Raw genomic sequence first — 23,155 nt, forward strand, 5'->3', positions numbered from 1 at the left:
GGGTGGACGATTCAGGGCCGCACAGGTCGCGGGTGGTAAAAGGGGGCCGACCATGGTCGGCAGGGGTTTGTGAAAGCGTCACGTACATACTCGGATAGAGGCTACCTATACCCATGAGCATACAGAAGCAGGTACCGGGGACGAGGCTGACCCTCGACCTCTGGCACCCGAACTGCTGGGCCATCGACGCCACCGAGCAGACGGGCGGCGGGGTACTGGCACACGCGATATACAACTCCCCGGCGACGAGCGGCGAGATGCCGACGTCGGTCAACGGGCTGTTCACGGCGTTCGGGGACACCGAGGCGGAGGTCGAGCAGTTGCTCGAAGCCATCAGCGAGTCGGACCGGGCCGGCGAGCTGCAGGAACTGCAGGAGCGGTTCGGTCGCCAGCGCAACGCCCCCGGCAACGTCGTCCGTGAGTTCTTCCTCGAGTACGACCCCGACGACATGGTGTGTCCCACGCTGCTGGAGAACGGGTTCGTCCACAGCGCGCCGGTCCGTATCGAGGACGGCCGCGAGGAGTGGCAGGTGTGTTTCGCCGACGAGCGCTCGAAGATAGAGCCCGCCCTCGAGCGGGTCCGCGAACAGGCCGGCGCCGAGGTGAGCGTCGCCGCCATCACGGCCTCCGAGTCGGCCACCTCGGAACGCGAACAGCGCCTCGACTCGCTGACCACCGCCCAGCGCAACGTCTTCGAACACGCCCGCGACTCGGGGTACTACGAGTGGCCCCGCGAGACGTCGACCCGCGAACTGGCCGACGACATGGACGTCTCGAAGACGACGCTGTTGGAACACCTGCGGAAGGCCGAAGCGAAACTGCTGGACCCGTAGTCAGCGACCGACGACGGCCCGGAGCGCGAACAGGGCGTTGGACTTCCGCTCGCGGATGCGCCGGTAGAAGTACGAGAACCACTTCTCGCCGTAGGGGATGTACTGATAGACGGTCACGTCGTTCGCGAGGTCGAACTGCGCGCGTTCCCGGACGCCGGTGAGCATCTGCACCTCGTAGGGGGTCCCGTACTCCGCGTGGAGTTCGCGGGCGTACTCTATCATCGCCGGGTCGTGGCTCCCGACGGCGATCCCGCCCTCGAAGTGCCGGAACATGTACTCGAGGTACTCGCGGTAGACCTCGTCGACGCGGGCCTTCTCCCGGTAGGCGACCTCCGCGGGCTCGTCGTACGCGCCCTTGACCAACCGGACCTTGCCCGGGAGGTCGGCGAGGCGTTCGAGGTCGTCGCGGGTGCGTCTGAGGTTCGCCTGCACGCAGACCCCCACGTTCCCGTCGGTCTCGCGGGCGTGGCGCTCGAAGGCGTCCAGCGTCACGTCCGTGGTCGTGTGGTCCTCCATGTCTATCCAGACGAGACAGTCCGCGGCGTCGACGATGCGGGCGAGGTTCTCCTCGAACACCTCGTCGTCGACGTCGAGGCCGATCTGACTCGGCTTGACGGAGATACAGGCGTCGGTGTCTCGCGCCGCGAGCGCCCGCACGAGGTCGACGTACGCCTGCGCGTCCGCGTCGGCGTCCGAGCGGTCGTCGTAGTGCTCGCCGAGGAGGTTCAGGATGCCGCGCACGCCACGGTCGTTCAGGTCGTCGACGTGGTCCATCGCCGCCGACGCCGTCTCGCCCGCGACGAAGTTGCTGGCGATAGGTGGTATCATACACACAGGCAGGGACTACCCCCACCTATAACGGCTCCCGACCAAATATTACAGTCTTATTGCGGGGGGAAAAATCAGCGATGCCCTCGCCGGACGGGCATCGACCGGCCGGCCCGTCCATGGTCGGGACTGCGTTAACGATGGTCCTTGTGGCATGAGGTACATAGACATGGAGTCAGACGATTCATCGAAGCAGCTCGACCGTCGAACCGTCCTCAAAGCGTCAGGCCTCGCCGGCCTCACCGGCCTCGCCGGCTGTGTCAGCACCACCGACGACGGTGGCGACGGGGGCGGTAGCGACGGGAGTGACGGCGGGAGCGGCGGTGACGGCACCGAGACCGACGGCGACGGGGGAAGCGGCGACGGCGGGAGCGGCCCCTACACCATCGGGATGGTCAACTCCCTGACGGGGTCGCTGTCGGCGTTCGGTGAGCGCAACAAGCGCGGCAAGGAGCTCGCCCTGGAGGCCGTCAACGAGGTCGGCATCGACGGCCGCGAACTCGCCATCACCGTCGAGGACTCCGAGAGCGAGAGTCAGGGCGGCGTCTCGGCGGCCCAGAAACTCGTCAACCAGGACGGGGTCCCGTTCCTCATCGGCGCGGTGGGGTCCGGCGTCTCGCTGGCCATCTACGAGAGCGTCGTGCAGGGGACCGACGTCGTCCAGTTGAGCCAGAACTCGACCGGCCTCTCACTGACGGACTTCCCCGGCCTGCTCCGGATGTCCCCGACCGGCCGGACCCAGTCGACGGCGCTGGCGAACATCATCACCGAAGACGGCTACGACAGCGTCGCGCTGACCTACGTCAACAACGACTACGGTCAGAGCCTGGCCGACGCGTTCGTCGAGGCCTACGAGGGCGAGGTGGCCTACAACAGCCCCCACGACCAGGAACAGCAGTCCTACTCCTCGGTCGTCTCCGAGATGAACTCCTCGGGCGCGGAGGCGTGGCTGTTCATCACCTATCAGGCCGAGTTCGCGACGATGGTCAACGAGGTGTACTCCAGCGGCTACGAGGCGCAGTTCTACGGCGCTGACTCCGTCTCCGGGGACAACGTCATCGAGAACACCCCCGAGGGGAGCATGGAGGGGATGAAGATCGTCGTCCCCTCCGCGCCGGTGGAGGAAGAGAACTACAAGCAGTTCGCGTCGGACTTCGAGGCGGCCTACGGCGAGCAACCGACGGCGTGGTCGGCCTACGCCTACGACTGCGTGGTCACGGCGGCCCTCTCGATACAGGCCGCCGACGAGTTCACCGGGGCCGCCCTACAGGAGACGGTCCGGGACGTGACCCGTCCGGAGGGCGAGCAGGTCACGTCCTTCGAGGCCGCGAGCCAGATTCTCGCCGACGGCGGCGGGCCCAACGACGTCGACTACCAGGGCGTCAGCGGCCCAATCGACTTCGACGAGAACGGTGACCCGGTCGGCTTCCTGCAGATCCTGACCGTCCAGGACCACGACTACGTCGGCACCGGCTTCCTCGAATCCTGAGTCGGCTCATGGTCTTCGACTATCTCGCCAGCGGGCTCGTGTTCAGCAGTATCATCGTGCTCGGCAGCATCGGCCTGTCGCTCATCTACAGCATCGCCGACTTCGCGAACTTCGCCCACGGGGACACGATGACCGTGGGGGCCTACGCGGCGTTCGTCACGTTCGGGGCCGTCGGCGGCCTCGGGACCAGCGTCCTCGGTCTCCCCGTGGGGTTCTTCGTGGCGTTGGTGGCCGGCATCGTCGTCGCCGCAGTCGTCGCCGTCGTCACGGAGAAGGTCGTCTACGACGGGATGAACGCGGGGTCCATCGAACTGCTCATCACGTCCATCGGCATCGCGTTCGTCTACCGCGCCATCATCCAGATCGGCTTCGGCGCGGACTTCACGCGCTACGAGGTCCAGACGCTGCGGCCCATCGAGGCGCTGCTCCCCTACGGCGTTCGCGTCACGGAGCACGACGTGGCCATCGTCCTCTCGGCGTTCGTCCTCGTCGGCAGCCTGCACGCCCTCCTCCAGTACAGCGACCTCGGCCGGAAGATGCGCGCCATGGCGGACAACCCCGACCTCGCGCGGGTCAGCGGCATCCGCACCGACCGCGTGAAGCTGTGGACCTGGATAATCGGCGCCGGCCTCGCGGGGTCCGGCGGCGTGTTCCTCGGGCTGTACAACCAGCTCTCGCCCCGGATGGGGTTCAACCTCCTCCTGCTCATCTTCGCCGCCGTCATCCTCGGCGGCATCGGCTCCGTCTACGGGGCCATGCTCGGGGGGTTCCTCATCGGGATGATAAACCAACTGACCCCGGTGCTCTCGGACATCGCGCTGCTGACCGACATGGGCGCGCTGTTGCCGCTCGTGCCCGACAGCTTCGGCATCACCATCGGCATCGAGTACGCCAACGCCATCGCGTTCGTCATCATGGTGGCCGTGCTGCTCGTCAGACCGAACGGCATCGCCGGGGAGGCGAACTGAGATGCGCGTGCTCTCCGACCCGAGCGGGTACTGGGGGGACCTCACGCGGTCCGAACGGGGCGTCGTCGCGTTCGTCGTCGGGTTCGCCGGCCTGCTGTTCGTGGGGCTGCTGACGGGCGCGCTCGCGCCGACGTACTTCCTCTATCTCGTCGGCCTCGCGGGGATGTACGCCCTGCTCTCGTTCGGCCTGAACTCCCAGTGGGGCTTCACCGGCCTCATCAACTTCAGCGTGGCCGCGTTCTTCGGCATCGGGGCGTACGGGACGGCGCTGATGAGCGCCAGCAGTTCGCCCATCGCCGGCGACCTGCTCCCCATCGTCGGTCTCGTCGTCGCACTGGTCGTCGCCGGCGTGCTGGCGCTGGCCATCGGGATTCCGACGCTCCGCCTGCGGGCGGACTACCTCGCCATCGCCTCGCTCGGACTGGCCGAGGTCGTCCGCCTCGTCGTCCTCAACGAGCGGCAGTTCACCAACGGGAGCGCCGGCGTGCGGGGCATCCCGCCGTTCTTCGAGGGGTTCCCCGTGCTGGCGGACTTCCCGCAGATGATGCCCGGCCTGGCCATCCGCCCGCTCCCCGGGACGACCATCGTGCTCGAGACGCCGTTCTGGGGCGCGCTGCTGAACGTCGTCGTCGTCCTCGGGTTCGTCGGCGGGAGCTACGCCGTCCTCCGGCGGGCCCACCGCTCGCCGTGGGGGCGCGTCCTCCGGACCATCCGCTCGGACGAGGACCTCGCGCGGGCGCTGGGGAAGAACACCTACGGCTTCAAGATGCAGTCGTTCGTCCTCGGGAGCCTCGTCATGGCGCTGGCGGGCGTGTTCTACGCCCATCTGAACCTGTTCGTGAGTCCCGGCGACCTCGACCCGGTGACGACGTTCTACGTCTGGGTCGCGGTCATCCTCGGCGGGAGCGGGTCGAACCGCGGGGCGCTGTTCGGCGGCGTCGTCATCGTCACCATCCGCGAGGGGACGCGCTTCCTCAGCGGTATCAGCGGGTTCGTGCTCGACCTCGGCGTCGTGGCCCTGCAGTTCGACCTGGGCTGGCTCTCCGAGAACGTCGCGCCGATTCGGTTCCTGCTCATCGGCGTCCTCATCGTCGTCCTCATGCGGTACCGGCCGCAGGGCGTGCTGCCGCCACAGCGCGAACTCATCTGGCCGAGCGTCGTCGACGAGGCCCCCGACAGGCCGGACAGGGGCGTCCGAGAAGCCAAGGCAGGTGGTGGCGATGACTGACGCCGACGCGACGGCGGCGGACGCCACCGCGGCGGACGTGGCGGCCGACGACGGGGCGGACGAGACGACGGCGGACGAAGACGTCGTCCTCCGCGTCGAGGACCTCCAGAAGTCCTTCGGCGCGCTGACCGCCACCGACCACGCGACCTTCGAGGTGGAGCGGGGGACCATCACGGGACTCATCGGCCCGAACGGGGCCGGGAAGTCGACGCTGTTCAACCTCGTCTCCGGGTTCTACGAACCGGACGGCGGCCGGGTCGAGGTCAACGGCACGGAGGTCACGGGGATGGAACCGTACGAGATCGCCGACCACGGCCTCATCCGCACCTTCCAGACGCCGCGGAAGCTAGAGGGGATGACCGTGCGGGAGGCGATGCTGGTCGGGCCGCGGAAACAGCCCGGCGAGTCGTTCCTGAACCTGTTCTTCAGGCCCGGCGACGTCGGCGAGCGCGAGGCGGCGAACCTGGAGGAGGCCGAGCGCATCCTCGAGGAGTTCGAGATAGACCACCTCTCCACCCAGCCGGCGACCAAGATTTCGGGCGGGCAGATGAAACTCGTCGAACTCGCCCGCGCGATGCTGGCCGAACCGGAACTGCTCCTGCTGGACGAACCGGCCGCCGGGGTCAACCCGACGCTGCGGAACAAACTCGCAGAGCAGATCCGCCGCCTCAACGAGCAGGGGACGACGTTCCTGCTCATCGAACACGACATGGACTTCGTCATGAAACTCGCCGACCCGGTCATCGTCCTCGACCAGGGGAGCGTCCTCATGGAGGGGACGCCACAGGAGGTACAGACCGACGAGCGCGTCATCGACGCCTACCTCGGGGGGAGCCCATGAGCGGCGACGCCGTGCTGGCGCTGTCCGACGTCGACAGCGGCTACGGCGAGGTACAGGTCCTCGACGACCTCACCCTCCACCTGAACGCCGACGAAATCGTCTGTCTCATCGGCCCGAACGGGGCCGGCAAATCGACAGTGCTCAAGACGGCGTTCGGGATGCTGACGCCGTGGGAGGGGACCGTCACCTACCACGGCGACGACATCGGCGGGATGGCCCCCGAGGACATCGTCCGCGAGGGCATCGGCTACGTCCCCCAGACCGACAACGTGTTCGGCTCGCTCACCATCGAGGAGAACCTGCGGATGGGCGGCGTCGCCCGCGAGAGCGGGCTGGACGAGGTCATCGCGGATCTCTACGAGCGGTTCCCCCTGCTGGACGACACCCGGAAGGCGAAGGCGAAGACCCTCTCCGGCGGCCAGCGGCAGGTGCTCGCGTTCGCGCGAGCGCTGGTGATGGAACCCGACGTGCTGCTCATCGACGAACCGTCGGCCGGACTGGCGCCCAACACCGCCGACGAGGTGTTCGGCCACGTCCAGGCGGTCAACGACATGGACACGGCCATCCTGATGGTCGAACAGAACGCGAAGAAGGGGCTGGGCATCTCCGACCGGGGCTACGTGCTCGACCAGGGGACGGTGCGGTTCGAAGACGCCGCCTCGGAGCTGCTGGACAACGACGACGTCTCGAAACTGTATCTGGGCGGCTGACGGGCTCGACGACGACGGGCAGCGCCCGGTCACCCCACCACGTCGAGTGTTCTCGGGCTGACTGGTTCGGCCCCGCGGGGGCGATGACGGTCTCCGGGGGCGACGACTGTCACCAACGTCGCCACCGGCCGCTCCGTCCCTCACCCCACCGTGTCGAGTGTTCTGGGACCCTCGAGTGGGCGAGTCTTCTGAGCCGTACCTCGGTCGGCTCTCGCCACGTAGCGACCGCGTGGCCTGCACCCCCTCTCCCACCCCACCGTGTCGAGTGTTCCGGGGAGCGGACGGTGGGCCGACCGCGCGGTCGGTTCGGTGCCTCGTTACCGACAGAGGGTGTCACCCTCCCCGAGCTACCGCGGTTCCGCCGCGGTGAGAACGGACCATTGAGGTGGCTTCGGTCCAACGGTCGGACGCACCGCCGTTCGCTCGCTCGAACACTCGACACGGTGGGGTGGCGCTTTGCGGCCTCAATCGCTTCACTCGACGCAGTCGACACGGTGGTTTTATATATCGAATGTCCATACGGTGTGGCAATGGCGAGGTTCACCCGTGACGAGGAGGTGTTCCGTGACGAGGACATGCTGCGGGAGGACTACCAGCCCGACTCCATCGCCGCACGCGACGAGGAACTGGCGTCCTACGAGAACGCGCTGCAACCGGTCATCAACGGCGCGCAACCGCGCAACATCTTCCTCTACGGGAAGGCGGGGGTGGGAAAGACCGCCGTCACTCGGTTCCTCCTCTCGCATCTGCGTGAGGACGTCGCCGAGTACGATGACGTCGACCTCTCGGTGTACTGGCTGAACTGCACGAACTTCTCCTCGTCCTACCAGGTCGCGGCGAACCTCGTGAACCTCCTCCGGCCGGCGAACCAGCAGATAAGCACCACCGGCTACCCACAGCAGACCGTCTTCGACATGCTGTACGAGGAACTGGAGGACATCGGCGGGACGGTCCTGCTGGTGTTAGACGAGATAGACCACATCGGCGAGGACGACGACATCCTCTACGAGCTCCCGCGGGCGCGCTCGAACGGCTACCTCGAGACGGTCAAACCGGGCGTCATCGGCATCAGCAACGACTTCGGCTTCCGCGAGACGCTCTCGCCGAAGGTCAAGGACACCCTCTGCGAGGAGGAGATACACTTCCCCCCGTATCAGGCGCCGGAACTGGAGTCGATACTCACCCAGCGCGTCGAGGGCGCGCTGCGTGCCGACGCGCTCTCCGAGGGGGTCCTACAGCTCTGTGCCGCCATCGCCGCACAGGACACGGGCAGCGCACGGCAGGCGCTCGACCTCCTGTACAAGGCCGGCGACATCGCCCGGACCCAGGACGACCCACCGATCGTCGAGGAACACGTCCGCCGGGCCTCCCAGGAACTCGAACGCGGGCAGATACGCCACGGGATGCGGGAGCTGACCCACCACGGTCACCTGACGCTCATCGCGACGCTCTCGCTGGCGTTCGAGGACCAGATGCCGGCGCGCGTGCGCGAAATCTACCCCGTCTACCGGTCCGTCGCGGACCAGTCGGGGACGGACCCGCTGGTCCGCCGCCGGATGCACGACCACCTCGCCGACCTCGCGATGGTCGGCATCCTCCAGCGGACCGTCCGGAACGAGGGGCGGGCCGGCGGGCAGTACCACGAGTACGAGTTCGACGTGCCGCTGGACCTCGTCTGCGACGTCGTCAGGGAACTGGACGACATCGCGATGCCGAACGTCGTCGCGCGGCACATTTGACCGGACGATAGCGGCAGTCGGGGACGCCCGGCGGTGACGGTCGAAGACGCCGACCCCCGCTCCGACGCCGTGAGAACACTCGACACGGTGGGGTGGGGGTGCCGGACGCGGCCGACGTGTCGCCTACTTCGGCCCGCGGTCTGCAGGACTACCGGTGGGTCGCGGGTGTCGGGTGACTCGGCACCGGAGGAGTCGGACGGAACGCCGGTGCTCGCGCGACCCAGTCGGACGGACCGCGGGAACACTCGACACGGTGGGGTGGGAGGGAGATTGGATGGGCGAGTCACGGACATCGACTGCCTGTATCGACTCTCCGAGTCGGCGGTCCCGGCCGGACGCGTCTCCTCGTCTCCCCACATCAGGTACGTGGAACACTCGACACGGTGGGGTGGGCGTGTCCGCCGCCACGGCCGTGGCGTGGAACTATGACCGCTCCGTGCGTACCGGCCCGGTACCGATGTACGACACCATCCTCGTGCCGACCGACGGGAGCGACCACGCACAGAGGGCGGCCGAACACGGCGCGTACCTGGCCGAGCTGTTCGACGCGTCGGTCCACCTGCTGGCCGCCGTCGACGTCGACGCGGCCAGTGGCCCGTTCTCGGCGGGTGGCGTCGACGACGAGTTCGTCGCGCGACTGGAGGCCAACGCCGAGTCTGCCGTCGATGTCACGGCGTCCGGGATGGGGAGCGTCGAGGCGGTCCGACGCGAGGTGATGACCGGCCGGCCGTCGGACGTGATCCTCGACTACGTGGCCGACCACGACGTCGACCTCGTCGCGATGGGGACGCACGGCCGCAGCGGCCTCAAGCGGGTGCTGACGGGCAGCGTCGCGGAACACGTGTTGCGCCGGTCACCGGTACCGGTCCTCAGCGTCCGTGCGACCGAGGCGATGCGGGTCGCGGAGGGGTACGACGAGGTGCTGATTCCGACCGACGGCAGCGACGCGGCGGCGGCCGCGGTCGAACACGGCGTCGCCGTCGCCGACCGGGCCGACGCCCGGGTCCACGCCGTCAGCGTCGTCAACCTCGGCGACGTCACCACGGGGTCGGAGCTGGGCATCCCGCAGGGTGTCCTCGACGGACTCGAGGCCTCGGCCGCCGAGGCGGCGGAATCCGTGGCGGAGGTCGCGCGCGACGCGGGTCTCGAGGCGGTCACGGCGACGCCGACGGGCTATCCGGGACACGAACTACTGGCGTACGTCGAGGACGCCGGGATAGACGTCGTCGCGATGGGGACGCACGGACACACGGGTCTCGACCGGGTCGTGCTGGGGAGCACGGCCGAACGCCTCGTCCGTCGGTCGACGGCTCCCGTTCTCACGGTCCGCACGGGGCAGCGCGAGGACTGACGGCACCGAGGCGAGGGGGGACCCGCCGAGCGGCGGTCAGGACTTATAGCCCACCCAACCAAACTGGTATAGATATGGAGTCAGACCACCCCGTGTCGATGACGGACGACGAGGTAGACGCGTTCCTCGGTACCGGCGGCACTGGCGTCCTCTCGCTGTCGAGAACGGCGGTTCACTCCCCACACTCGGTCCCGGTGTCGTACGGGTACGACGCGGACACCCGGACGTTCTACTTCCGCCTCGCGGTCGGTCCGGAGAGTGCGAAGACCGACCTCGACGACCGCCCCGTCTCCTTCGTCGTCCACCGACAGGTCGACGGGCGGTGGCAGAGCGTGGTCGCCACGGGCGAGCTCGAAGACGTCGGGCGGGACGACATCGCGAGCGAGACGCTCGACGGCCTCGGCCGCGTCGAGATCCCGCTGATAGACATCTTCGAGAACCCCACGCGCGTGGTGGACTTCGAGTTCTACCGCCTCGTCCCCGGGGAACTGACGGGTCGCGCCGAGTCTGCCGGTCGGACCTAACCGGGCAGGAGGAGGTTGGCGGCGGCGACGACGAGGCCGGCCAGCGCCATCCGGGCTGCCGCGACGTACCACCGCTGGTCGGAGATAGAACCCATGTACGCCCCGAAGGCGCCGAGCACGCCGACACCGAGGCCGACGGCGGCGATGGCAGCCTCGGTCATGGTCAGCAGCGTCCCCTCCAGCAGGAACGGCGACAGCGGAATCAGGACGCCGACGGTCGGTCCCAACCCGCTCATGACCGCGTGGAGCAGTCTGGCGCCGCGCTGGTCGCGCTGGATGCGGGTGTCGTCGAGGTCCGTGAGCATCGCACGTTCGAGGCGGCGTATCTCGGCGCGCGTCTCGGCGCGTTCTATCTCCCAGACGCTCCAGACCGCCGAGGTACCGAGGCCGACGGCCGCGCCGAGGCCTATCTTGACGACCGTGAGACCGTCCGGGACGCCCGAGAGCACCGCGCCGACGACGACGCCGATACAGGTCAGCGTCCCGTCGAACCCGTTCGAGACGAAGTACCGCCGCGAGATGGCGAGGACGTCCTCCTTGCCCAGCAACCGGGCCAGCAACTCGCGTGCGGAGACCACGGGCTCACCCGTCCTGTAGTGTCGGCCGGTCGTCGACGACGTACTCGCCGCAGGCGACCTGGTCGACCGAGTGGACGCTGCCACCGAGTTCCTCGATGGTCGACTCGACGGCCGCCACGTCGAGCGCGTCGCCCTCCAGGGTGACCTTCACGTTCTGGACCTCCTGGTCGAGTTCGATCAGCGACGTGGTCGCACCGTCGACGCTCTCCGTGTCGCTGATTCGGTCGGTGAACGCCAGCAACGGCGGGTCGTGTGGTTTCAGCACGTCCACGACGAGTCGGCGGACTGGGGCCATATTCGACACTCCGGTCGGACGGTACGTAAAGCCGCGGCTCGTGTCAGCGGCAAACAATTTTGGTATCGGGCGGAGTCGGTTCGCCCGTGAACTCGCCCGCCCACGCCCAGTCCACCGACGCCGTCTACGACGCCCTCGACAGCGACGCCGGGGGGCTGTCGGCCGAGTCGGTCCGAGCGCGGCGGGCCGAACACGGCCCGAACGAGGTGGCTCGCGACGCGGGACGGTCGGTGCTGGGCATCCTCCTCGCACAGTTCCAGAGCGTCCTCATCTACGTGCTGGTGGTCGCGGCCGCGCTGTCGGTCTGGGCCGGCCACGCCGTCGATGCAGTCCTCATCGTCGTCATCGTCGTCGCCAACGGGCTGTTCGGGTTCGTGCAGGACTACCGCGCCGAGGAGAGCCTCGCCGCGCTCCGGGAACTGACCGCGCCGACAGCGACGGTCCGGCGCGACGGGGCGACGACCGAGGTGGAGGCGACGGAACTGGTTCCGGGGGACGTCGTCGAACTCGCCGGCGGGGACGTGGTGCCGGCGGACTGCCGCCTCGTCGAGACGACGGGGCTGGAAGTCGACGAGGCCGCCCTGACCGGCGAGAGCGCCCCCGTCGCGAAGGCGGTCGACCCCGTCGAGGCGGACACGCCGCTGGCCGAACGGACGTCGATGGCGTACAAGGGGACGAACGTCACACGCGGGCGGGGCGTCGCCGTCGTCACCGCGACCGGGATGAACACCGAGGTCGGCGCCATCGCGCAGGAACTGGCCGGGACGGAGTCGACGGAGACGCCGCTCCAGCGGGAACTTGACTCGCTCGGGCGAACGCTCGGTCTCGGCGTCGTCGTCCTCGCCGGTCTCGTCGTGCCGCTCCTGCTCTGGCAGGGCACGGACCCGTTTCAGGCCGCGCTGACGGCCGTGTCCCTCGCCGTCGCCGCCGTCCCCGAGGGGTTGCCGGCCGTCGTGACGCTGACGCTGGCGCTCGGGGTCCGGCGGATGGCCGACGAGAACGCGCTGGTCCGTCGCCTGCCGGCGGTCGAGGCGCTGGGCGGCGTCGACGTGATATGCACCGACAAGACGGGGACGCTCACCCGGGGCCAGATGGCCGTCAGCAGGGTCTGGGTCAACGACAGCGTGGCCGACCTCGACGCCGGCGAGGCGTCCGGCGACCGGGTCGACCTGCTGTTGCGGGCCGGGGCGCTCTGTAACGACGCGACGCCGGGCGACGAGGGTGGCGACCCGACGGAACGGGCGCTCGTGGCGGCCGCCGAGGACGCCGGTATCGACGTGGCGGCGCTCCGGGACGACCACCCCCGGACCGACGAGATTCCGTTCTCCTCCGAGCGCAAGTGGATGGGGACGGTCCACGGGGAGCGCTCGTACCTGAAGGGCGCGCCGGCGGTGGTCCTCTCGAAGGCCGACCAGGTCCTGACCGAGGACGGACCGGAACCGCTGACCGAGGCGGCGGCCGACCGGATTCGCGAGCGGGTCCACACGTTCGCCGACGACGCTCTCCGGGTCCTGGCCGTGGCGTACACGGAGGGAGGACTCGACGACGACGGGGCCTCGGAGGCCCCACTCGTGTTCGTCGGCCTCGTCGGCCTCATCGACCCGCCCCGGGAGGAGGTGGCCGACGCCATCGCCGCCACGGAGCGGGCGGGCATCGACGTGAAGATGGTGACCGGCGACAACGTCCGGACGGCCGCCGCCATCGCCGAGTCGCTGGGGATGGCCACCGAGGTGATGGCGGGTCGTGACCTCGCCAAACTGGACGACGAGACGCTCCGGGACCGCGTGGAATCGGTCGACGTCTTCGCCCGCACCGCGCCCGAACACAAGGTGCGCATCCTGCGGGCGTTGCAGGCCAACGGCCACCGCGTCGCGATGACCGGCGACGGCGTCAACGACGCGCCGGCGCTGAAACACGCCGACATCGGCGTCGCGATGGGGGTGCGCGGCACCGACGTCGCGAAACAGGCCAGCGACATCGTCCTGCTGGACGACAACTACGCGACCATCGAACGGGCCGTCGAACGCGGCCGGGCCATCTTCGACAACGTCTGGAAGTTCGTCGCGTACCTCCTCAGCGCGAACGTCGCGGAGGTGGCCATCGTCTTCCTCGCGTCGCTGTTCGGCTACCTCGTCCTGCCGGCGGTGCAGTTGCTGTGGATAAACCTCCTCACCGACGGCCTGCCGGCGGTGGCCCTCGGAGCGGACCCGGCGAGCGGGGACGTGATGGACCGCCCGCCGCGGGACCCCGACCGGGGCATCGTCGACCGGGGGATGCTCGGGCTGATGGGCGGGATGGGCACCGTCTCGACGGTCGTGATGCTCGGCCTCCTCGTACTGACGCTCGACGGCGCGGCCGCCGTCACGCCCTACGCCATGACGATGGTGTTCACCGGGTTCGTCGCCATCGAGTTCGAGAAACTGTACGTCATCCGGTGGCTCAGGGAGACGGCCACGTTCGCGAACCCGTGGCTGGCCGGCGCGGTGACCGTCTCCGCCCTGTTGCAACTGGCCGTCCTGTACACGCCGCTGCACGAGTACTTCGGCACCGTCCCGCTCGGACCGGCCGACTGGGCCCTCGTGGGGGCGGTACTCGCCGTCTCGCTGCCGGCCTACCTCGCCGTCGCAGTCGCGGTCAGGCGGTGGGACCGGGCCGCCAGGTGAGGCCCGCTCTAACCCGGCCCCGCGCTTTATCGTGTCGGCCGACGAACGTGTAGGCGGGTCGTCCCGCCGACCACACCGCCACCTCCAGTCACGACTGCCCATGTACGACCACATCCTCTTCCCGACGGACGGGAGCGACACGGCCGAATCGGTCCTCGACTACCTCTGCGACGTCGCCAGAGCGCACGACGCGACCCTCCACGTCCTGCACGTGGCGGACACGAACCGCGACAGCGTCACCGACGTCCGCGGGGAGATAGTCGACGTCCTCGAACAGGCGGGCGAGCGAGTCGTCGAGGCCACGGTCGACCGCGCGACGGAGCGGGGCGTGGACGCCGAGGGCGAGGTGCTACAGGGCGACCCGTCGCTGACCATCGCCGACTACGCCGGCGAGTACGGGATGGACCTCGTCGTGATGCCGACCCACGGCCGCCGCGGCCTCGAACGCGTGTTGCTGGGGAGCGTCACCGAACGCGTCCTCAACGCCGCCCCGGTGCCCGTCCTCGTCGTCAACCCCGACGGCGAGGCGGCGTACCGGTACCCCTGCCGGCACGTCCTGGTGCCGACCGACGGCAGTCCGGGGGCCCGGCGGGCGCTGGCCGAGGGCGTCGACGTCGCCGCGGCGACGGGGGCGACGCTGCACGTCCTCCACGTCGTCGAGACGGGGTCGCTCGGGCCCGACGCGCGGTCGGTGGTCAAGGACAGCGAACTCGACGACCACGCCCACGACATCGTCGACGCGGCCGTCGAGACGGCCGAGGCCGAACTGGACTCGGTGACCGGGCGCGTCGTCTACGGGACGCCCCACCGCCGGATCCGGAAGTACGTCGAGAGCGAGGGCATCGACCTCCTCGTCCTCGGGACGCAGGGACGGACGAACTTCAGCTGGTACGCGCTCGGCGGCGTCAGTTCGAAACTCGTCCGCTCGTCGCCCGTGCCGCTGTTGATGACGCGGACGGTCGAGGACTGAGCGACCGCGCGGGCCAGCCGGGGCCACCGGACGCGAGACCGGCGACGAAGGCGACGCCCGCCGCGAGCATCCCGGTACCGGGCATCTCGACGCCCACCACCGAGCACGTCCGCGCCAGTAGATGCTTGTATCCGGGGCGATTAGTGCCGGCATGAGCCGCGCGCAGGCGCTGTGGGACCTCCTCTCGGACAGTGACGAACTCACCATCGTCTGCCACAACAACCCGGACCCGGACTGTCTGGCCAGCGCGCTGGCGCTCGGCCACATCGCGTCGAACGCCGGCATCGACGAACGCCGCATCCTCTACAGCGGCGAGATATCCCACCAGCAGAACCGGGCGTTCGTGAACCTGCTGGACATCGACCTGCGGCCGTTCGATCCCGACCTGGTCCAGAACCGGCCGTCGGGCTCGCTGCTGGCGTTCGTCGACCACTCGACGCCCGGCGGGAACAACCGGGTGCCGGAGGGGACGGCCGTCGACGTCGTCCTCGACCACCACCCGGCCGACGACGTCGAGGCGAGGTTCGTCGACCACCGCGAGGACGTGGGCGCGACCGCGACCATCCTCGCGGAGTACGTCCGCGACCTCCCGATGGACCCGTCAGCCCGCGTCGCGACGGCCCTCCTCTTCGCCATCCGTCGGGAGACGCTCGGCTTCCTGCGGGGGGTCACGCGCGCGGAGTACGACGCCGCGGCGTACCTCCACGAGTACGCCGAGCCGGACCTCCTCAGACAGCTCTCGACGCCGGCGGTCAGCGGCGCGACGGTCGACGCCATCGCCGACGCCATCCACAACCGGAGCGTCAGGGGCTCGGTCCTCATCTCCCACGTCGGCCGGACCAGCGAACGCGACGCGCTCCCGCAGGCGGCCGACTACCTCGCCACCCTCGAGGGCATCGAGACGGCCATCGTCTTCGGCATCATCGACGACTCCATACAGCTCAGTGCCCGGACGAGCGACTCCAGAATCCACATCGGTGAGGTCCTCCAGAAGGGCTTCGACGACGTCGGGAGTGCCGGCGGCCACCGCGAGATGGCCGGCGCCGAGATACCACTGGGCATCTTCTCCGACTACACCAGCGACGACGACGTGCTCGTGGGCATCGTCGAACAGGTCATCAACAGCCGACTGCTCGCCGCGCTCAACATCAAGGACGACGACGGAGGCAAGGACGCCGACGAGACGGAGTGACGCTCAGACGAACCGGAACGTCTCGAGGTTCTTCGGGTTGAACGTCCGCATGTTGAACTTCTGGTACAGCGCCGAGGAGAGCTGGTTCGTGGAGCTCTCGTCGCCGTGGACACAGAGGACCTTCTCGGGCCGGGGGTGCATCGTCTCGACGAACGTCTCCAGGCCCTGCCGGTCGGCGTGGCCGGAGAAGCCGTCCACCGTCTCGACGCCGAGCTTCAGGCTGACCCGCTCGGCGCGCGGCCCGCTCTTGTCGGACATCGAAATCTCGTCCTGTCCGCGCTGTATCTGGCGGCCGAGGGTCCCTTCGGCCTGATAGCCGACGAAGACCATCGTGTTGTCGGGGTCCCCGCCCAGCAGGCGGAGCCACGACATGACCGGGCCGCCGGTGACCATCCCGGAGGTGGTGAGGATGATGGCCGGTTCCTCGTCGACGATGTCCTGTCGCATCTCGTCGCCCCCGTCGACCTGCTGGAACTGCTCGGCGAGGAACGGGTTGTCGTCCTGGTAGAGGATGCGGTTCCGCAGGCTCTCGCGGAGGTACTCCGGGTAGGCCGTGTGGATGGCCGTCGCCTCCCGGATCATCCCGTCCAGATAGACGGGCATCGTCGGGATGTCGCCGTTGCTCATCGCCTCCTCAAGGACGAGCATCAACTCCTGGGAGCGGCCGACGGCGAAGGCGGGGATGAGGATGTGACCCTGCTTCTCGTGGGCCTCGTTGATGACGCGCTTGAGGACCCGCTCGGAGTCCTCCTGGTCGGTCTGGTAGTCGTTCTTCCCGCCGTAGGTCGACTCGAGGACGAGCGACTCGACGCGCGGGAAGTCGTTGACCGCGCCGTCCAACAGGCGGGTGTCCTTGTAGTGGATGTCCCCGGAGAACGCGACGTTGTACCGGCCCTCGCCGATGTGGAAGTGACACACCGCCGACCCGAGGATGTGGCCGGCGTTGTGCATGGTGAGCTTGATGTCCGGCGCGATGTCGGTGACGTTGCCGAACTCCAGCGGGATGGTGTGTTTCAGGGCGTCACGGACCTGCTGGCTCTCGTAGGGCGGGGCGCGTCCCTCCTTGGCGGCGACGTCGAGGTAGTCCAGTTGGAGCAGGCCCATCAGGTCACGCGTCGGCGCGGTGGTGTAGATGGGGCCGTCGTAGCCGTACTTGAACAGGATGGGGATGAGCGCGGAGTGGTCGAGGTGGGCGTGGGTCAGGACGACGGCGTCGATGGAGTTCGGCCCGGCCGCGAGCGCCTCGGGCACCTGCAGGTACGGGACCTCGCCCTCGGCGCCGGGCTTGTCGCCGCAGTCGATGAGGATGCGGGACTCGGGCGTCGAGAGGATGAAGGAGGCGCGACCGACCTCGCGGCAACAGCCGAGCGTGGTCAGCCGGACCCAGTCGTCGTCGGCCGTCGTCGGGCGGTTTATCTGGCGGCCGACCCGCTCGAGGATGTCACGGCGCTCGTCGCGTTCCTGTTTCAGGAAGTTCCGGACGTTCGACACCGTGGACGACTCCATCGGCGGCGTCCGGACGACTTCGGGCGTCCACCCGACGCTGGCGGCTATCTGGTCCAGCGTCTCGCCGTGCCGGCCGATGACGCGACCCGGCTTCTCGGCCTCGATGAACACTTCGCCCGTCGCGTCGTCGAAGTCGAGGTTCTGGACGCCGGCGTCCTCGGGGATGGTCTCCTCTATCTTCGCCCGGGCCTCCGTCTGGGGGACCAGTGCGTCCGCCGTCGGACGGACGTTGATGCGTTTCCGGAGGGTCTGTGCGAGGTTCCGGACGATACCGTCCCGGTTGGCGATCTCCTTCGCGTCGGGCGTGTATATCACCAGCTCCGGGCCCTCGAACGTCACCGACGAAACGGTGATGTCGTCCGGCGTCTCCTCCTCGACCTGTGCTTTGATCTTCTCGAGCGTCTCGTCTGCGGTACTCATGTATGCGGGAAACTGCGATTGAAGACTTCGGCCGTCGAAGAACAACGGCTATCGAATGTCGTTATCTAGGGGATGTGCGACCACGGATAAGAACCTTTGCTTCCCGAGACGGCGACCGAAACGACCGGCAGCCGGGGTGTGACGCGATACCGTGCGCCGACGAGCGGTGGGACCGTCCCACTTTAGTGGCCGACACGCCACCCTCCACACATGGGTTTCGGTAGCTACGACGAGTCCGAACAGAAGGACCAGGACGTAGACACGGACGACAGCGAGGGCGTCACCGTCCACGAGAACGACCACGACGGCGAGGTCTCGTTCGACACCGAGGCGTCGACGAGCGACCTCGTCGACAAGCTCGGCGACATCAAAGACGACGAGTAGCGACCGCCGACCGCGGACGGCCGTTCCGGACCTTCTTCGCCGCCCACGCCGACAGCTACGGGTCGACGGTCAGGCGTTCAGCGTCGCCTCGAGGTCCCCGTTCTCGTCGAGCTGCTCGAGGATGTCGCTGCCGCCGACGAACTCGCCGTCGACGAACGTCTGGGGGATCGTCTCGCGGCCGCTGTACTCCGAGAGGGCCTCGCGGTAGGCCTCCGTGGCGGTCAGGACGTTCACCGTCGCCACGTCGTCGCGGTACTGCTTGATGAGACCGATGGCCTTCCGGGAGTAGCCACACTGGGGCATCATCTCGTTGCCCTTCATGAACAGGGCCACCTCGTTGTCCTCGATGGTCTCGTCGACGGTCTCCTGTACCTCTTCGCGTGAGAGTTCCTCGGGTTCGAAGCTCATGGGTCCCCGTAACACGTCGGGAGGGAAATGACTACCGCCGCCGTCGGCTCACTCTGGCGTCGAAGTGGTCAGTTCGATGGCGTGGATGTCCCGCGTGAGGTGGTCGCCGAGGGCGTCGTGGACGAGCTGGTGCTGGTCGACGAGGGACTTCCCCTCGAAGGCCGGCGACACCACGTCGACGGCGTAGTGCTTGTCGTCGTCGGGGTCCCGCGGCGTCGTGACCGTCGCCTCTGCGTCCGGAATCTCTGCCTCGATGAGTGCCGCGACTTCGTCGGCGTCCATGTCTGCGGTCAGGTCCCCGCCGAGGAAAACAGTTGGCTTCCGCACGCGGCGACGGACGCCGGGCCCCGCCACTCGTGTCCCAACGGTCGAAGGCCATCACCACGACCGGGGAGTACCGATAGGTTCGGACTCGTGGTGTCCGCAAGTCCTCGGCGTGCGGGCCCGGTGTGGGCAGCGCGGTCCGGCGGTGCCGGTCAGTTCTCGACCGGGTCGACGACGATCTCGCCGCTCCCGCGAACGACCACCAGCAGGCCAGCGTGTGTGAAGGAGAGCTCGATGTCGTCCTCGGCTGAGAGGAGCAGTCCGTCCATCGCCTCGAGGTCGACCGTCTCGTACAGCGGCCCGATCTCGGTCGGGTCGCTGTTCATCGCGACGCCGATAGACCGGCACACCGCCTCGCTCGGCGGTATCTCGTCCCAATCGAACCGGTGACGAACCGGTTCCGTACCGTCTACGTCCGCTGTGATCGCTTCGACCCCGCCATCTGAACTGTCGATGCTCGTCATTTGCTGTTCTAACCCTGCCTTAGACTCTGGTCCTAATCAAAAGGGTCTAGCGTTTTCACAGGCTGAAAGAACCGTCCGACGCCGGCGACCAGACCCGGCCGAATCGGCTGGGAGACCCCTCTCCGTACCTACCCGAGAAGCCGCTGGTGGGTCGGTTTCATACACCGGTCCTGTACCACGCGGCGGCCCGCCGCCTCGGCCCGCTCGACGGCGTCGTCGTCGTGGATGCCCAGCTGCAGCCAGACGACCTGTACGTCGTCGCGTTCGAGGGCGGCGTCGACGATGCCGCCGACCTCCTCGCTCGGGCGGAACACGTCGACGATGTCTATCTCCCCGGGGACGTCGGCGAGCGAGTCGTAGCACTCCCGGCCGAATATCTCGTCGGCGAACGGGTTGACCGGGACGACGTCGTATCCCTGTTCGAGCAGGTACTTCGGAATCTCGTGGGCGTCCTTCCCCGGCGTGGTCGAACAGCCGACCACGGCGACCCGGTTCAGCCCCAGTATCTCGCGGAGTGTCTCGTCGTCAGTGACTGGCATACCCAGTCGTACGTGCCCGGGTGTCAAAAACCGGACGCCGTATCCGGGGCTTTCGCACGACCGACCACATCGCGCTCCGAGGAGGGGTCGCAGTCGAGGCCCGGCGAAACGGGCCGCTGGTAGCCGTCCTCGAGCCACCGTCCGTCCAGGGCCGGACGAAGGCTGGGACGGAAGGCCCGAGGACACGCTCGCCACCCGGTCGTTCACATAAGTGATTTATGAGATGGTGCCGAACTTCGAGTATCGCCTATCTCGGGGCCATCGAGACGCTTCCATCATGACCGAGGACCAATCGAGGGACGACGCATCGGGCGTGCCCGCTTCGACCCAGAGGCGGTGGACGTCCACGGAAGAGCTGATCGAGGCACTGACCGACGCCGTCGCCACGGAGACCGGTCGGTCCGTCGGGGACCTCCCACCCCTGTACGACGCCGTCGAGATGGAGGCGCTCCAGACGATTCTGACGGGGCAGCAGGACGATACCACGGTCCAGCTGTCGTTCACCTACGCTGGCACCCGGGTCAACCTCGACAGCGACGGGTACCTCTACGTCCAGGAGCGGACCGGCGACTCGAACTGAGCACCGTCCCCGACGGCCTCGCGTGCACGTCGACGGACGGGCCGACCCGCGCGTCGGGCGACCGCTGGTATCTCTCCCGTACTCGGCTACTTCGCGGGGTACCCCGGACGCGTGTGCCACGGGCGGGCCGGCGTCTCACGACCGCTCCGAGGCGAGCGATTCGAGGAAGCCCTCGGCGCGCTCGCGACCCAGTCGTTGGAGTTCGGCGACGAACCGCGGTCGCCGGTCGACCTTGGTCGCGCAGGGCAGCTGTCTGCCCATCTCGATGCGGCGAATCTCGGTGTGGGTGAACTTCTCTGCCGGGAGGGTGCCGTCGGCGACCCAGTCGTTGACCCGCTCGATGAACCGCAGTTCCTGATTGAGCGAGATGTTGCCCGACAGCTGGTTCCGTCGGTCGGCGATGGCCTCTGCGGTCCGGGGTTCGCCCTCGAACTGCTGTGGGTTGATCTGGACTATCCAGAGCTCTTCGGGCTTGCGCCCGGGCGGGACGTGGAACAGGTCGTTGATGGGTGGGTTCTGCGAGAAGAGGCCGTCCCAGTGGAGGTGGCCGTCTATCTCGACGGCCTCGAAGAGGTTGGGCACCGCCGCCGACGCCAGCACCGCCTCGGCGGTGACGCCCTCGTTCGTGAACGTCTCGAAGACCCCGGCGTTGACGTTGACCGTCCCGACGACGAGCTCCGGCGCGTCGGCCGTACAGAGGTCCGGAATCGCCCCGAAGTCGACGTACCGTTCGAGGACGGTGCGGATGCGTTCCTTCCCGACCTCCGGGCCGGGAATCTGGTAGGGCGTGACCTGCGGCAGCGGGAACCCAGCGCTCTCGAGCCGACTGAGGCCGGTCACCCAGTCGTTGGTGAGGCGGTCCGCGGCGTCGGTCGCGGCGAGGTCGTCCCACAGCGACCGGACGACGTCGCTGGCCGTCTCCGGCCCGTCGGTCAGCAGGCCGTACCAGACGGCGAGCGCGTTGAACGCGCCGCCGGAGGTGCCGCTGATGCCGACGAGGTCGTACCCGTCGCCCCAGTCCTCCAGCAGCCGGCAGAGCACGCCGGCGGTGAAGGCGGTGTGGCTCCCGCCGCCCTGGCAGGCGATGGCGACGCGCGTCGGGTCGCCGTCGGCCGACGCGGCACGCCGGGCATCACTCATACGTGTGGGTGTAGCCGCCGTCGAACAGCAGGTCCCCGCCGTTGAGGTGTCTCGCGCGGGTCGAGAAGCCGAACACGGACAGGTTCGTCACCCCCGCCGGAGTCATCGTCGCCTTCGTGCGGGCCTGCCCGAGCAACACGTCCTCGACCACCTCGCGGTCGGAGATGCCCCGCTCCGCGACGGTGTCGGCCCCGAAGTACGGGTCCGCCAGAACGAGGAGGTCGTCGTGGGTCAGGTCGGGCGCGCTGAGGTCGAACTCGGAGCCAGTCACGTCGTATCACTCGATTGGAACGTCGACCCCCGGCACATTAACTCTCCCTCACGGCCGGTCCGGCCACCCGATAACCGGGCGGTTACCGAGCGACTTTACGTAACCAGACCGTACGAAGTAGTGTACTGTAACCCCTCTTACGACGATGGCTAGGAACACCAGCGACACCGACGACCCGGCCGACAGGTACCCCACGACGGGGCCCGACACGGAGACGTACGACCGATACCGACACGTCACGACCGGTGCCGAGACGATTCTCTACGACACCGAGGCCGAGGACGCGTGGATACAGGCCACACTGTCGCTGGCCCTCGAGGACTGGCGGTGACCGCAGGTCGGCCGACGGCGGCCCGCCGAACCCCGTCGGAACCCCCCTCGGACGCGACGCTCGTCAGCGGACGCTCTCGTCGTCGGTGTCCGGTTCTCGGAGGTTCTCCTGGCCCCACTGGGCCATCGCGGAGATGACCGGTTCGAGCGACGCGCCGCGGTCGGTCAGCGAGTAGTTGACCCGGAACGGTTGCTCGTTGACGACCTCGCGGTCGACGAGCCCCTTCTCCTGGAGGTCCTCGAGGCTGTCCGAGAGCACCTTCGAGGAGATGCCGTCGACGTCCTCCTTCAGTTCGTTGAACCCCGAGGGACCGTTCTCGAGGAGGCGGTGGACGATGACCGGGTGCCACTTCTTCCCGATGAGCGTCGCCGTCGTCGTGATGGGACACCAGTCCTCCCCCGCACACCACACCTCGAGCCGCTCCGATGTCTCGCTCATACGCGGTCGTTCGGGCGCCACCGACTAATAGTTACACCGCGTAATCGGGTAACCAGCAGTTACCAACTGCTCACGCCATTCGTACGCGAGTGCCGCGCCACGGAGGCGAACCGGTTCGGTCTACGTAACCCTACGGTAACT

At 68.3% G+C, this 23,155-nt stretch carries 25 protein-coding genes and 1 pseudogene; 15 read left to right on the forward strand and 11 right to left on the reverse strand.

Going from position 1 to position 23,155, the window contains the following annotated elements; all coding sequences use genetic code 11:
• Window positions 1–113 precede the first annotated feature (113 nt).
• Complete coding sequence (locus ACV7GQ_RS05185; RefSeq protein ID WP_470312479.1) at window positions 114–833, forward strand: helix-turn-helix domain-containing protein; 720 nt, start codon at window positions 114–116, stop codon at window positions 831–833.
• Here the strand turns inward: ACV7GQ_RS05185 and ACV7GQ_RS05190 are convergent, their stop codons facing one another.
• The gene (locus ACV7GQ_RS05190; protein ID WP_470312480.1) at window positions 834–1,661 is read right to left on the reverse strand and encodes a proline dehydrogenase family protein; all 828 of its coding nucleotides are present in this window, start codon (window positions 1,659–1,661) and stop codon (window positions 834–836) included.
• Between the two features lie 169 nt (window positions 1,662–1,830).
• On the opposite strand from ACV7GQ_RS05190, the gene ACV7GQ_RS05195 reads away from it, so the two are divergent.
• From ACV7GQ_RS05195 to ACV7GQ_RS05230, 8 genes are all read left to right on the forward strand, one after another.
• Window positions 1,831–3,150 (forward strand): ABC transporter substrate-binding protein, encoded by a 1,320-nt coding sequence (locus ACV7GQ_RS05195; RefSeq protein WP_470312481.1) that lies wholly within the window; start codon window positions 1,831–1,833, stop codon window positions 3,148–3,150.
• An 8-nt stretch (window positions 3,151–3,158) separates the two neighbouring features.
• Complete coding sequence (locus tag ACV7GQ_RS05200) at window positions 3,159–4,118, forward strand: branched-chain amino acid ABC transporter permease (protein WP_470312482.1); 960 nt, start codon at window positions 3,159–3,161, stop codon at window positions 4,116–4,118.
• A 1-nt stretch (window position 4,119) separates the two neighbouring features.
• Window positions 4,120–5,346 carry a branched-chain amino acid ABC transporter permease gene (locus ACV7GQ_RS05205; protein ID WP_470312483.1) on the forward strand — a complete coding sequence of 409 codons (1,227 nt, stop codon included), beginning with the start codon at window positions 4,120–4,122 and terminating at the stop codon, window positions 5,344–5,346.
• Entirely contained in the window at window positions 5,339–6,187 is an 849-nt protein-coding gene (locus ACV7GQ_RS05210) for an ABC transporter ATP-binding protein (protein ID WP_470312484.1), read from the forward strand. Before ACV7GQ_RS05205 ends, ACV7GQ_RS05210 begins: the two co-directional genes overlap by 8 nt.
• Complete coding sequence (locus ACV7GQ_RS05215) at window positions 6,184–6,897, forward strand: ABC transporter ATP-binding protein (RefSeq protein WP_470312485.1); 714 nt, start codon at window positions 6,184–6,186, stop codon at window positions 6,895–6,897. Before ACV7GQ_RS05210 ends, ACV7GQ_RS05215 begins: the two co-directional genes overlap by 4 nt.
• Window positions 6,898–7,427: 530 nt before the next feature.
• On the forward strand, window positions 7,428–8,636 hold the full coding sequence (locus ACV7GQ_RS05220) for an orc1/cdc6 family replication initiation protein (protein WP_470312486.1): 1,209 nt from the start codon (window positions 7,428–7,430) through the stop codon (window positions 8,634–8,636).
• 457 nt (window positions 8,637–9,093) lie between these two features.
• Window positions 9,094–9,987: a universal stress protein gene (locus tag ACV7GQ_RS05225; protein WP_470312487.1), complete on the forward strand. Its 894-nt coding sequence runs from the start codon at window positions 9,094–9,096 to the stop codon at window positions 9,985–9,987.
• A 74-nt stretch (window positions 9,988–10,061) separates the two neighbouring features.
• Complete coding sequence (locus ACV7GQ_RS05230) at window positions 10,062–10,511, forward strand: pyridoxamine 5'-phosphate oxidase family protein (protein ID WP_470312488.1); 450 nt, start codon at window positions 10,062–10,064, stop codon at window positions 10,509–10,511.
• Here the strand turns inward: ACV7GQ_RS05230 and ACV7GQ_RS05235 are convergent.
• Window positions 10,508–11,089 carry a VIT1/CCC1 transporter family protein gene (locus ACV7GQ_RS05235; RefSeq protein WP_470312489.1) on the reverse strand — a complete coding sequence of 194 codons (582 nt, stop codon included), beginning with the start codon at window positions 11,087–11,089 and terminating at the stop codon, window positions 10,508–10,510. The genes ACV7GQ_RS05230 and ACV7GQ_RS05235 overlap by 4 nt on opposite strands.
• Window positions 11,090–11,093: 4 nt before the next feature.
• Entirely contained in the window at window positions 11,094–11,384 is a 291-nt protein-coding gene (locus ACV7GQ_RS05240; RefSeq protein WP_470312490.1) for a DUF211 domain-containing protein, read from the reverse strand.
• An 86-nt stretch (window positions 11,385–11,470) separates the two neighbouring features.
• Here ACV7GQ_RS05240 and ACV7GQ_RS05245 point away from each other — a divergent pair, with 86 nt between their 5' ends.
• From ACV7GQ_RS05245 to ACV7GQ_RS05255, 3 genes are all read left to right on the forward strand, one after another.
• Entirely contained in the window at window positions 11,471–14,047 is a 2,577-nt protein-coding gene (locus tag ACV7GQ_RS05245) for a cation-translocating P-type ATPase (RefSeq protein WP_470312491.1), read from the forward strand.
• A 100-nt stretch (window positions 14,048–14,147) separates the two neighbouring features.
• Complete coding sequence (locus tag ACV7GQ_RS05250) at window positions 14,148–15,017, forward strand: universal stress protein (RefSeq protein WP_470312492.1); 870 nt, start codon at window positions 14,148–14,150, stop codon at window positions 15,015–15,017.
• Window positions 15,018–15,168: 151 nt separating this feature from the next.
• A complete protein-coding gene (locus ACV7GQ_RS05255; RefSeq protein WP_470312493.1) occupies window positions 15,169–16,209 on the forward strand; it encodes a DHH family phosphoesterase in 1,041 nt (346 codons plus the stop codon).
• A 3-nt stretch (window positions 16,210–16,212) separates the two neighbouring features.
• Here the strand turns inward: ACV7GQ_RS05255 and ACV7GQ_RS05260 are convergent, their stop codons facing one another.
• Complete coding sequence (locus ACV7GQ_RS05260) at window positions 16,213–18,135, reverse strand: beta-CASP ribonuclease aCPSF1 (protein ID WP_470312494.1); 1,923 nt, start codon at window positions 18,133–18,135, stop codon at window positions 16,213–16,215.
• Between the two features lie 210 nt (window positions 18,136–18,345).
• Here ACV7GQ_RS05260 and ACV7GQ_RS05265 point away from each other — a divergent pair, with 210 nt between their 5' ends.
• Window positions 18,346–18,519: a DUF5786 family protein gene (locus ACV7GQ_RS05265; RefSeq protein WP_220619633.1), complete on the forward strand. Its 174-nt coding sequence runs from the start codon at window positions 18,346–18,348 to the stop codon at window positions 18,517–18,519.
• Window positions 18,520–18,588: 69 nt separating this feature from the next.
• Here ACV7GQ_RS05265 and ACV7GQ_RS05270 read toward each other — a convergent pair whose 3' ends face one another.
• The 4 genes from ACV7GQ_RS05270 to ACV7GQ_RS05285 form a co-directional block, all read right to left on the reverse strand.
• A complete protein-coding gene (locus tag ACV7GQ_RS05270; protein WP_470312495.1) occupies window positions 18,589–18,927 on the reverse strand; it encodes a glutaredoxin family protein in 339 nt (112 codons plus the stop codon).
• Between the two features lie 48 nt (window positions 18,928–18,975).
• Window positions 18,976–19,209, reverse strand: coding sequence for a BolA/IbaG family iron-sulfur metabolism protein (locus ACV7GQ_RS05275; protein ID WP_470312496.1), 234 nt, complete (start codon window positions 19,207–19,209; stop codon window positions 18,976–18,978).
• A gap of 194 nt (window positions 19,210–19,403) precedes the next feature.
• The gene (locus ACV7GQ_RS05280; protein WP_470312497.1) at window positions 19,404–19,715 is read right to left on the reverse strand and encodes a HalOD1 output domain-containing protein; all 312 of its coding nucleotides are present in this window, start codon (window positions 19,713–19,715) and stop codon (window positions 19,404–19,406) included.
• Between the two features lie 128 nt (window positions 19,716–19,843).
• Entirely contained in the window at window positions 19,844–20,254 is a 411-nt protein-coding gene (locus tag ACV7GQ_RS05285; RefSeq protein ID WP_470312498.1) for a CoA-binding protein, read from the reverse strand.
• Window positions 20,255–20,531: 277 nt separating this feature from the next.
• Here ACV7GQ_RS05285 and ACV7GQ_RS05290 point away from each other — a divergent pair, with 277 nt between their 5' ends.
• Entirely contained in the window at window positions 20,532–20,834 is a 303-nt protein-coding gene (locus ACV7GQ_RS05290; RefSeq protein WP_470312499.1) for a HalOD1 output domain-containing protein, read from the forward strand.
• Between the two features lie 135 nt (window positions 20,835–20,969).
• Here the strand turns inward: ACV7GQ_RS05290 and ACV7GQ_RS05295 are convergent, their stop codons facing one another.
• On the reverse strand, window positions 20,970–21,974 hold the full coding sequence (locus tag ACV7GQ_RS05295) for a patatin-like phospholipase family protein (protein WP_470312500.1): 1,005 nt from the start codon (window positions 21,972–21,974) through the stop codon (window positions 20,970–20,972).
• Window positions 21,967–22,161: pseudogene (locus tag ACV7GQ_RS05300) on the reverse strand (D-beta-hydroxybutyrate dehydrogenase); the annotation flags it as partial. The pseudogene ACV7GQ_RS05300 and the gene ACV7GQ_RS05295, both read right to left, overlap by 8 nt.
• A 229-nt stretch (window positions 22,162–22,390) precedes the next feature.
• Here ACV7GQ_RS05300 and ACV7GQ_RS05305 point away from each other — a divergent pair.
• Complete coding sequence (locus tag ACV7GQ_RS05305; protein WP_470312501.1) at window positions 22,391–22,576, forward strand: DUF7331 family protein; 186 nt, start codon at window positions 22,391–22,393, stop codon at window positions 22,574–22,576.
• 63 nt (window positions 22,577–22,639) lie between these two features.
• Here the strand turns inward: ACV7GQ_RS05305 and ACV7GQ_RS05310 are convergent, their stop codons facing one another.
• Window positions 22,640–23,014, reverse strand: coding sequence for a winged helix-turn-helix transcriptional regulator (locus tag ACV7GQ_RS05310; protein ID WP_470312502.1), 375 nt, complete (start codon window positions 23,012–23,014; stop codon window positions 22,640–22,642).
• Between the last annotated feature and the right edge of the window lie 141 nt (window positions 23,015–23,155).

It is taken from the genome of Haloarcula sp. MBLA0163 (assembly GCF_055632435.1).

Coding starts and splice junctions, on each gene's coding strand:
- ACV7GQ_RS05185 (WP_470312479.1), top strand. CDS start 114: ATGAGCATACAGAAGCAGGTACCGGGGACGAGGCTGACCCTCGACCTC.
- ACV7GQ_RS05190 (WP_470312480.1), bottom strand. CDS start 1,661: ATGATACCACCTATCGCCAGCAACTTCGTCGCGGGCGAGACGGCGTCG.
- ACV7GQ_RS05195 (WP_470312481.1), top strand. CDS start 1,831: ATGGAGTCAGACGATTCATCGAAGCAGCTCGACCGTCGAACCGTCCTC.
- ACV7GQ_RS05200 (WP_470312482.1), top strand. CDS start 3,159: ATGGTCTTCGACTATCTCGCCAGCGGGCTCGTGTTCAGCAGTATCATC.
- ACV7GQ_RS05205 (WP_470312483.1), top strand. CDS start 4,120: ATGCGCGTGCTCTCCGACCCGAGCGGGTACTGGGGGGACCTCACGCGG.
- ACV7GQ_RS05210 (WP_470312484.1), top strand. CDS start 5,339: ATGACTGACGCCGACGCGACGGCGGCGGACGCCACCGCGGCGGACGTG.
- ACV7GQ_RS05215 (WP_470312485.1), top strand. CDS start 6,184: ATGAGCGGCGACGCCGTGCTGGCGCTGTCCGACGTCGACAGCGGCTAC.
- ACV7GQ_RS05220 (WP_470312486.1), top strand. CDS start 7,428: ATGGCGAGGTTCACCCGTGACGAGGAGGTGTTCCGTGACGAGGACATG.
- ACV7GQ_RS05225 (WP_470312487.1), top strand. CDS start 9,094: ATGTACGACACCATCCTCGTGCCGACCGACGGGAGCGACCACGCACAG.
- ACV7GQ_RS05230 (WP_470312488.1), top strand. CDS start 10,062: ATGGAGTCAGACCACCCCGTGTCGATGACGGACGACGAGGTAGACGCG.
- ACV7GQ_RS05240 (WP_470312490.1), bottom strand. CDS start 11,384: ATGGCCCCAGTCCGCCGACTCGTCGTGGACGTGCTGAAACCACACGAC.
- ACV7GQ_RS05250 (WP_470312492.1), top strand. CDS start 14,148: ATGTACGACCACATCCTCTTCCCGACGGACGGGAGCGACACGGCCGAA.
- ACV7GQ_RS05255 (WP_470312493.1), top strand. CDS start 15,169: ATGAGCCGCGCGCAGGCGCTGTGGGACCTCCTCTCGGACAGTGACGAA.
- ACV7GQ_RS05260 (WP_470312494.1), bottom strand. CDS start 18,135: ATGAGTACCGCAGACGAGACGCTCGAGAAGATCAAAGCACAGGTCGAG.
- ACV7GQ_RS05265 (WP_220619633.1), top strand. CDS start 18,346: ATGGGTTTCGGTAGCTACGACGAGTCCGAACAGAAGGACCAGGACGTA.
- ACV7GQ_RS05270 (WP_470312495.1), bottom strand. CDS start 18,927: ATGAGCTTCGAACCCGAGGAACTCTCACGCGAAGAGGTACAGGAGACC.
- ACV7GQ_RS05275 (WP_470312496.1), bottom strand. CDS start 19,209: ATGGACGCCGACGAAGTCGCGGCACTCATCGAGGCAGAGATTCCGGAC.
- ACV7GQ_RS05280 (WP_470312497.1), bottom strand. CDS start 19,715: ATGACGAGCATCGACAGTTCAGATGGCGGGGTCGAAGCGATCACAGCG.
- ACV7GQ_RS05285 (WP_470312498.1), bottom strand. CDS start 20,254: ATGCCAGTCACTGACGACGAGACACTCCGCGAGATACTGGGGCTGAAC.
- ACV7GQ_RS05290 (WP_470312499.1), top strand. CDS start 20,532: ATGACCGAGGACCAATCGAGGGACGACGCATCGGGCGTGCCCGCTTCG.
- ACV7GQ_RS05295 (WP_470312500.1), bottom strand. CDS start 21,974: ATGAGTGATGCCCGGCGTGCCGCGTCGGCCGACGGCGACCCGACGCGC.
- ACV7GQ_RS05305 (WP_470312501.1), top strand. CDS start 22,391: ATGGCTAGGAACACCAGCGACACCGACGACCCGGCCGACAGGTACCCC.
- ACV7GQ_RS05310 (WP_470312502.1), bottom strand. CDS start 23,014: ATGAGCGAGACATCGGAGCGGCTCGAGGTGTGGTGTGCGGGGGAGGAC.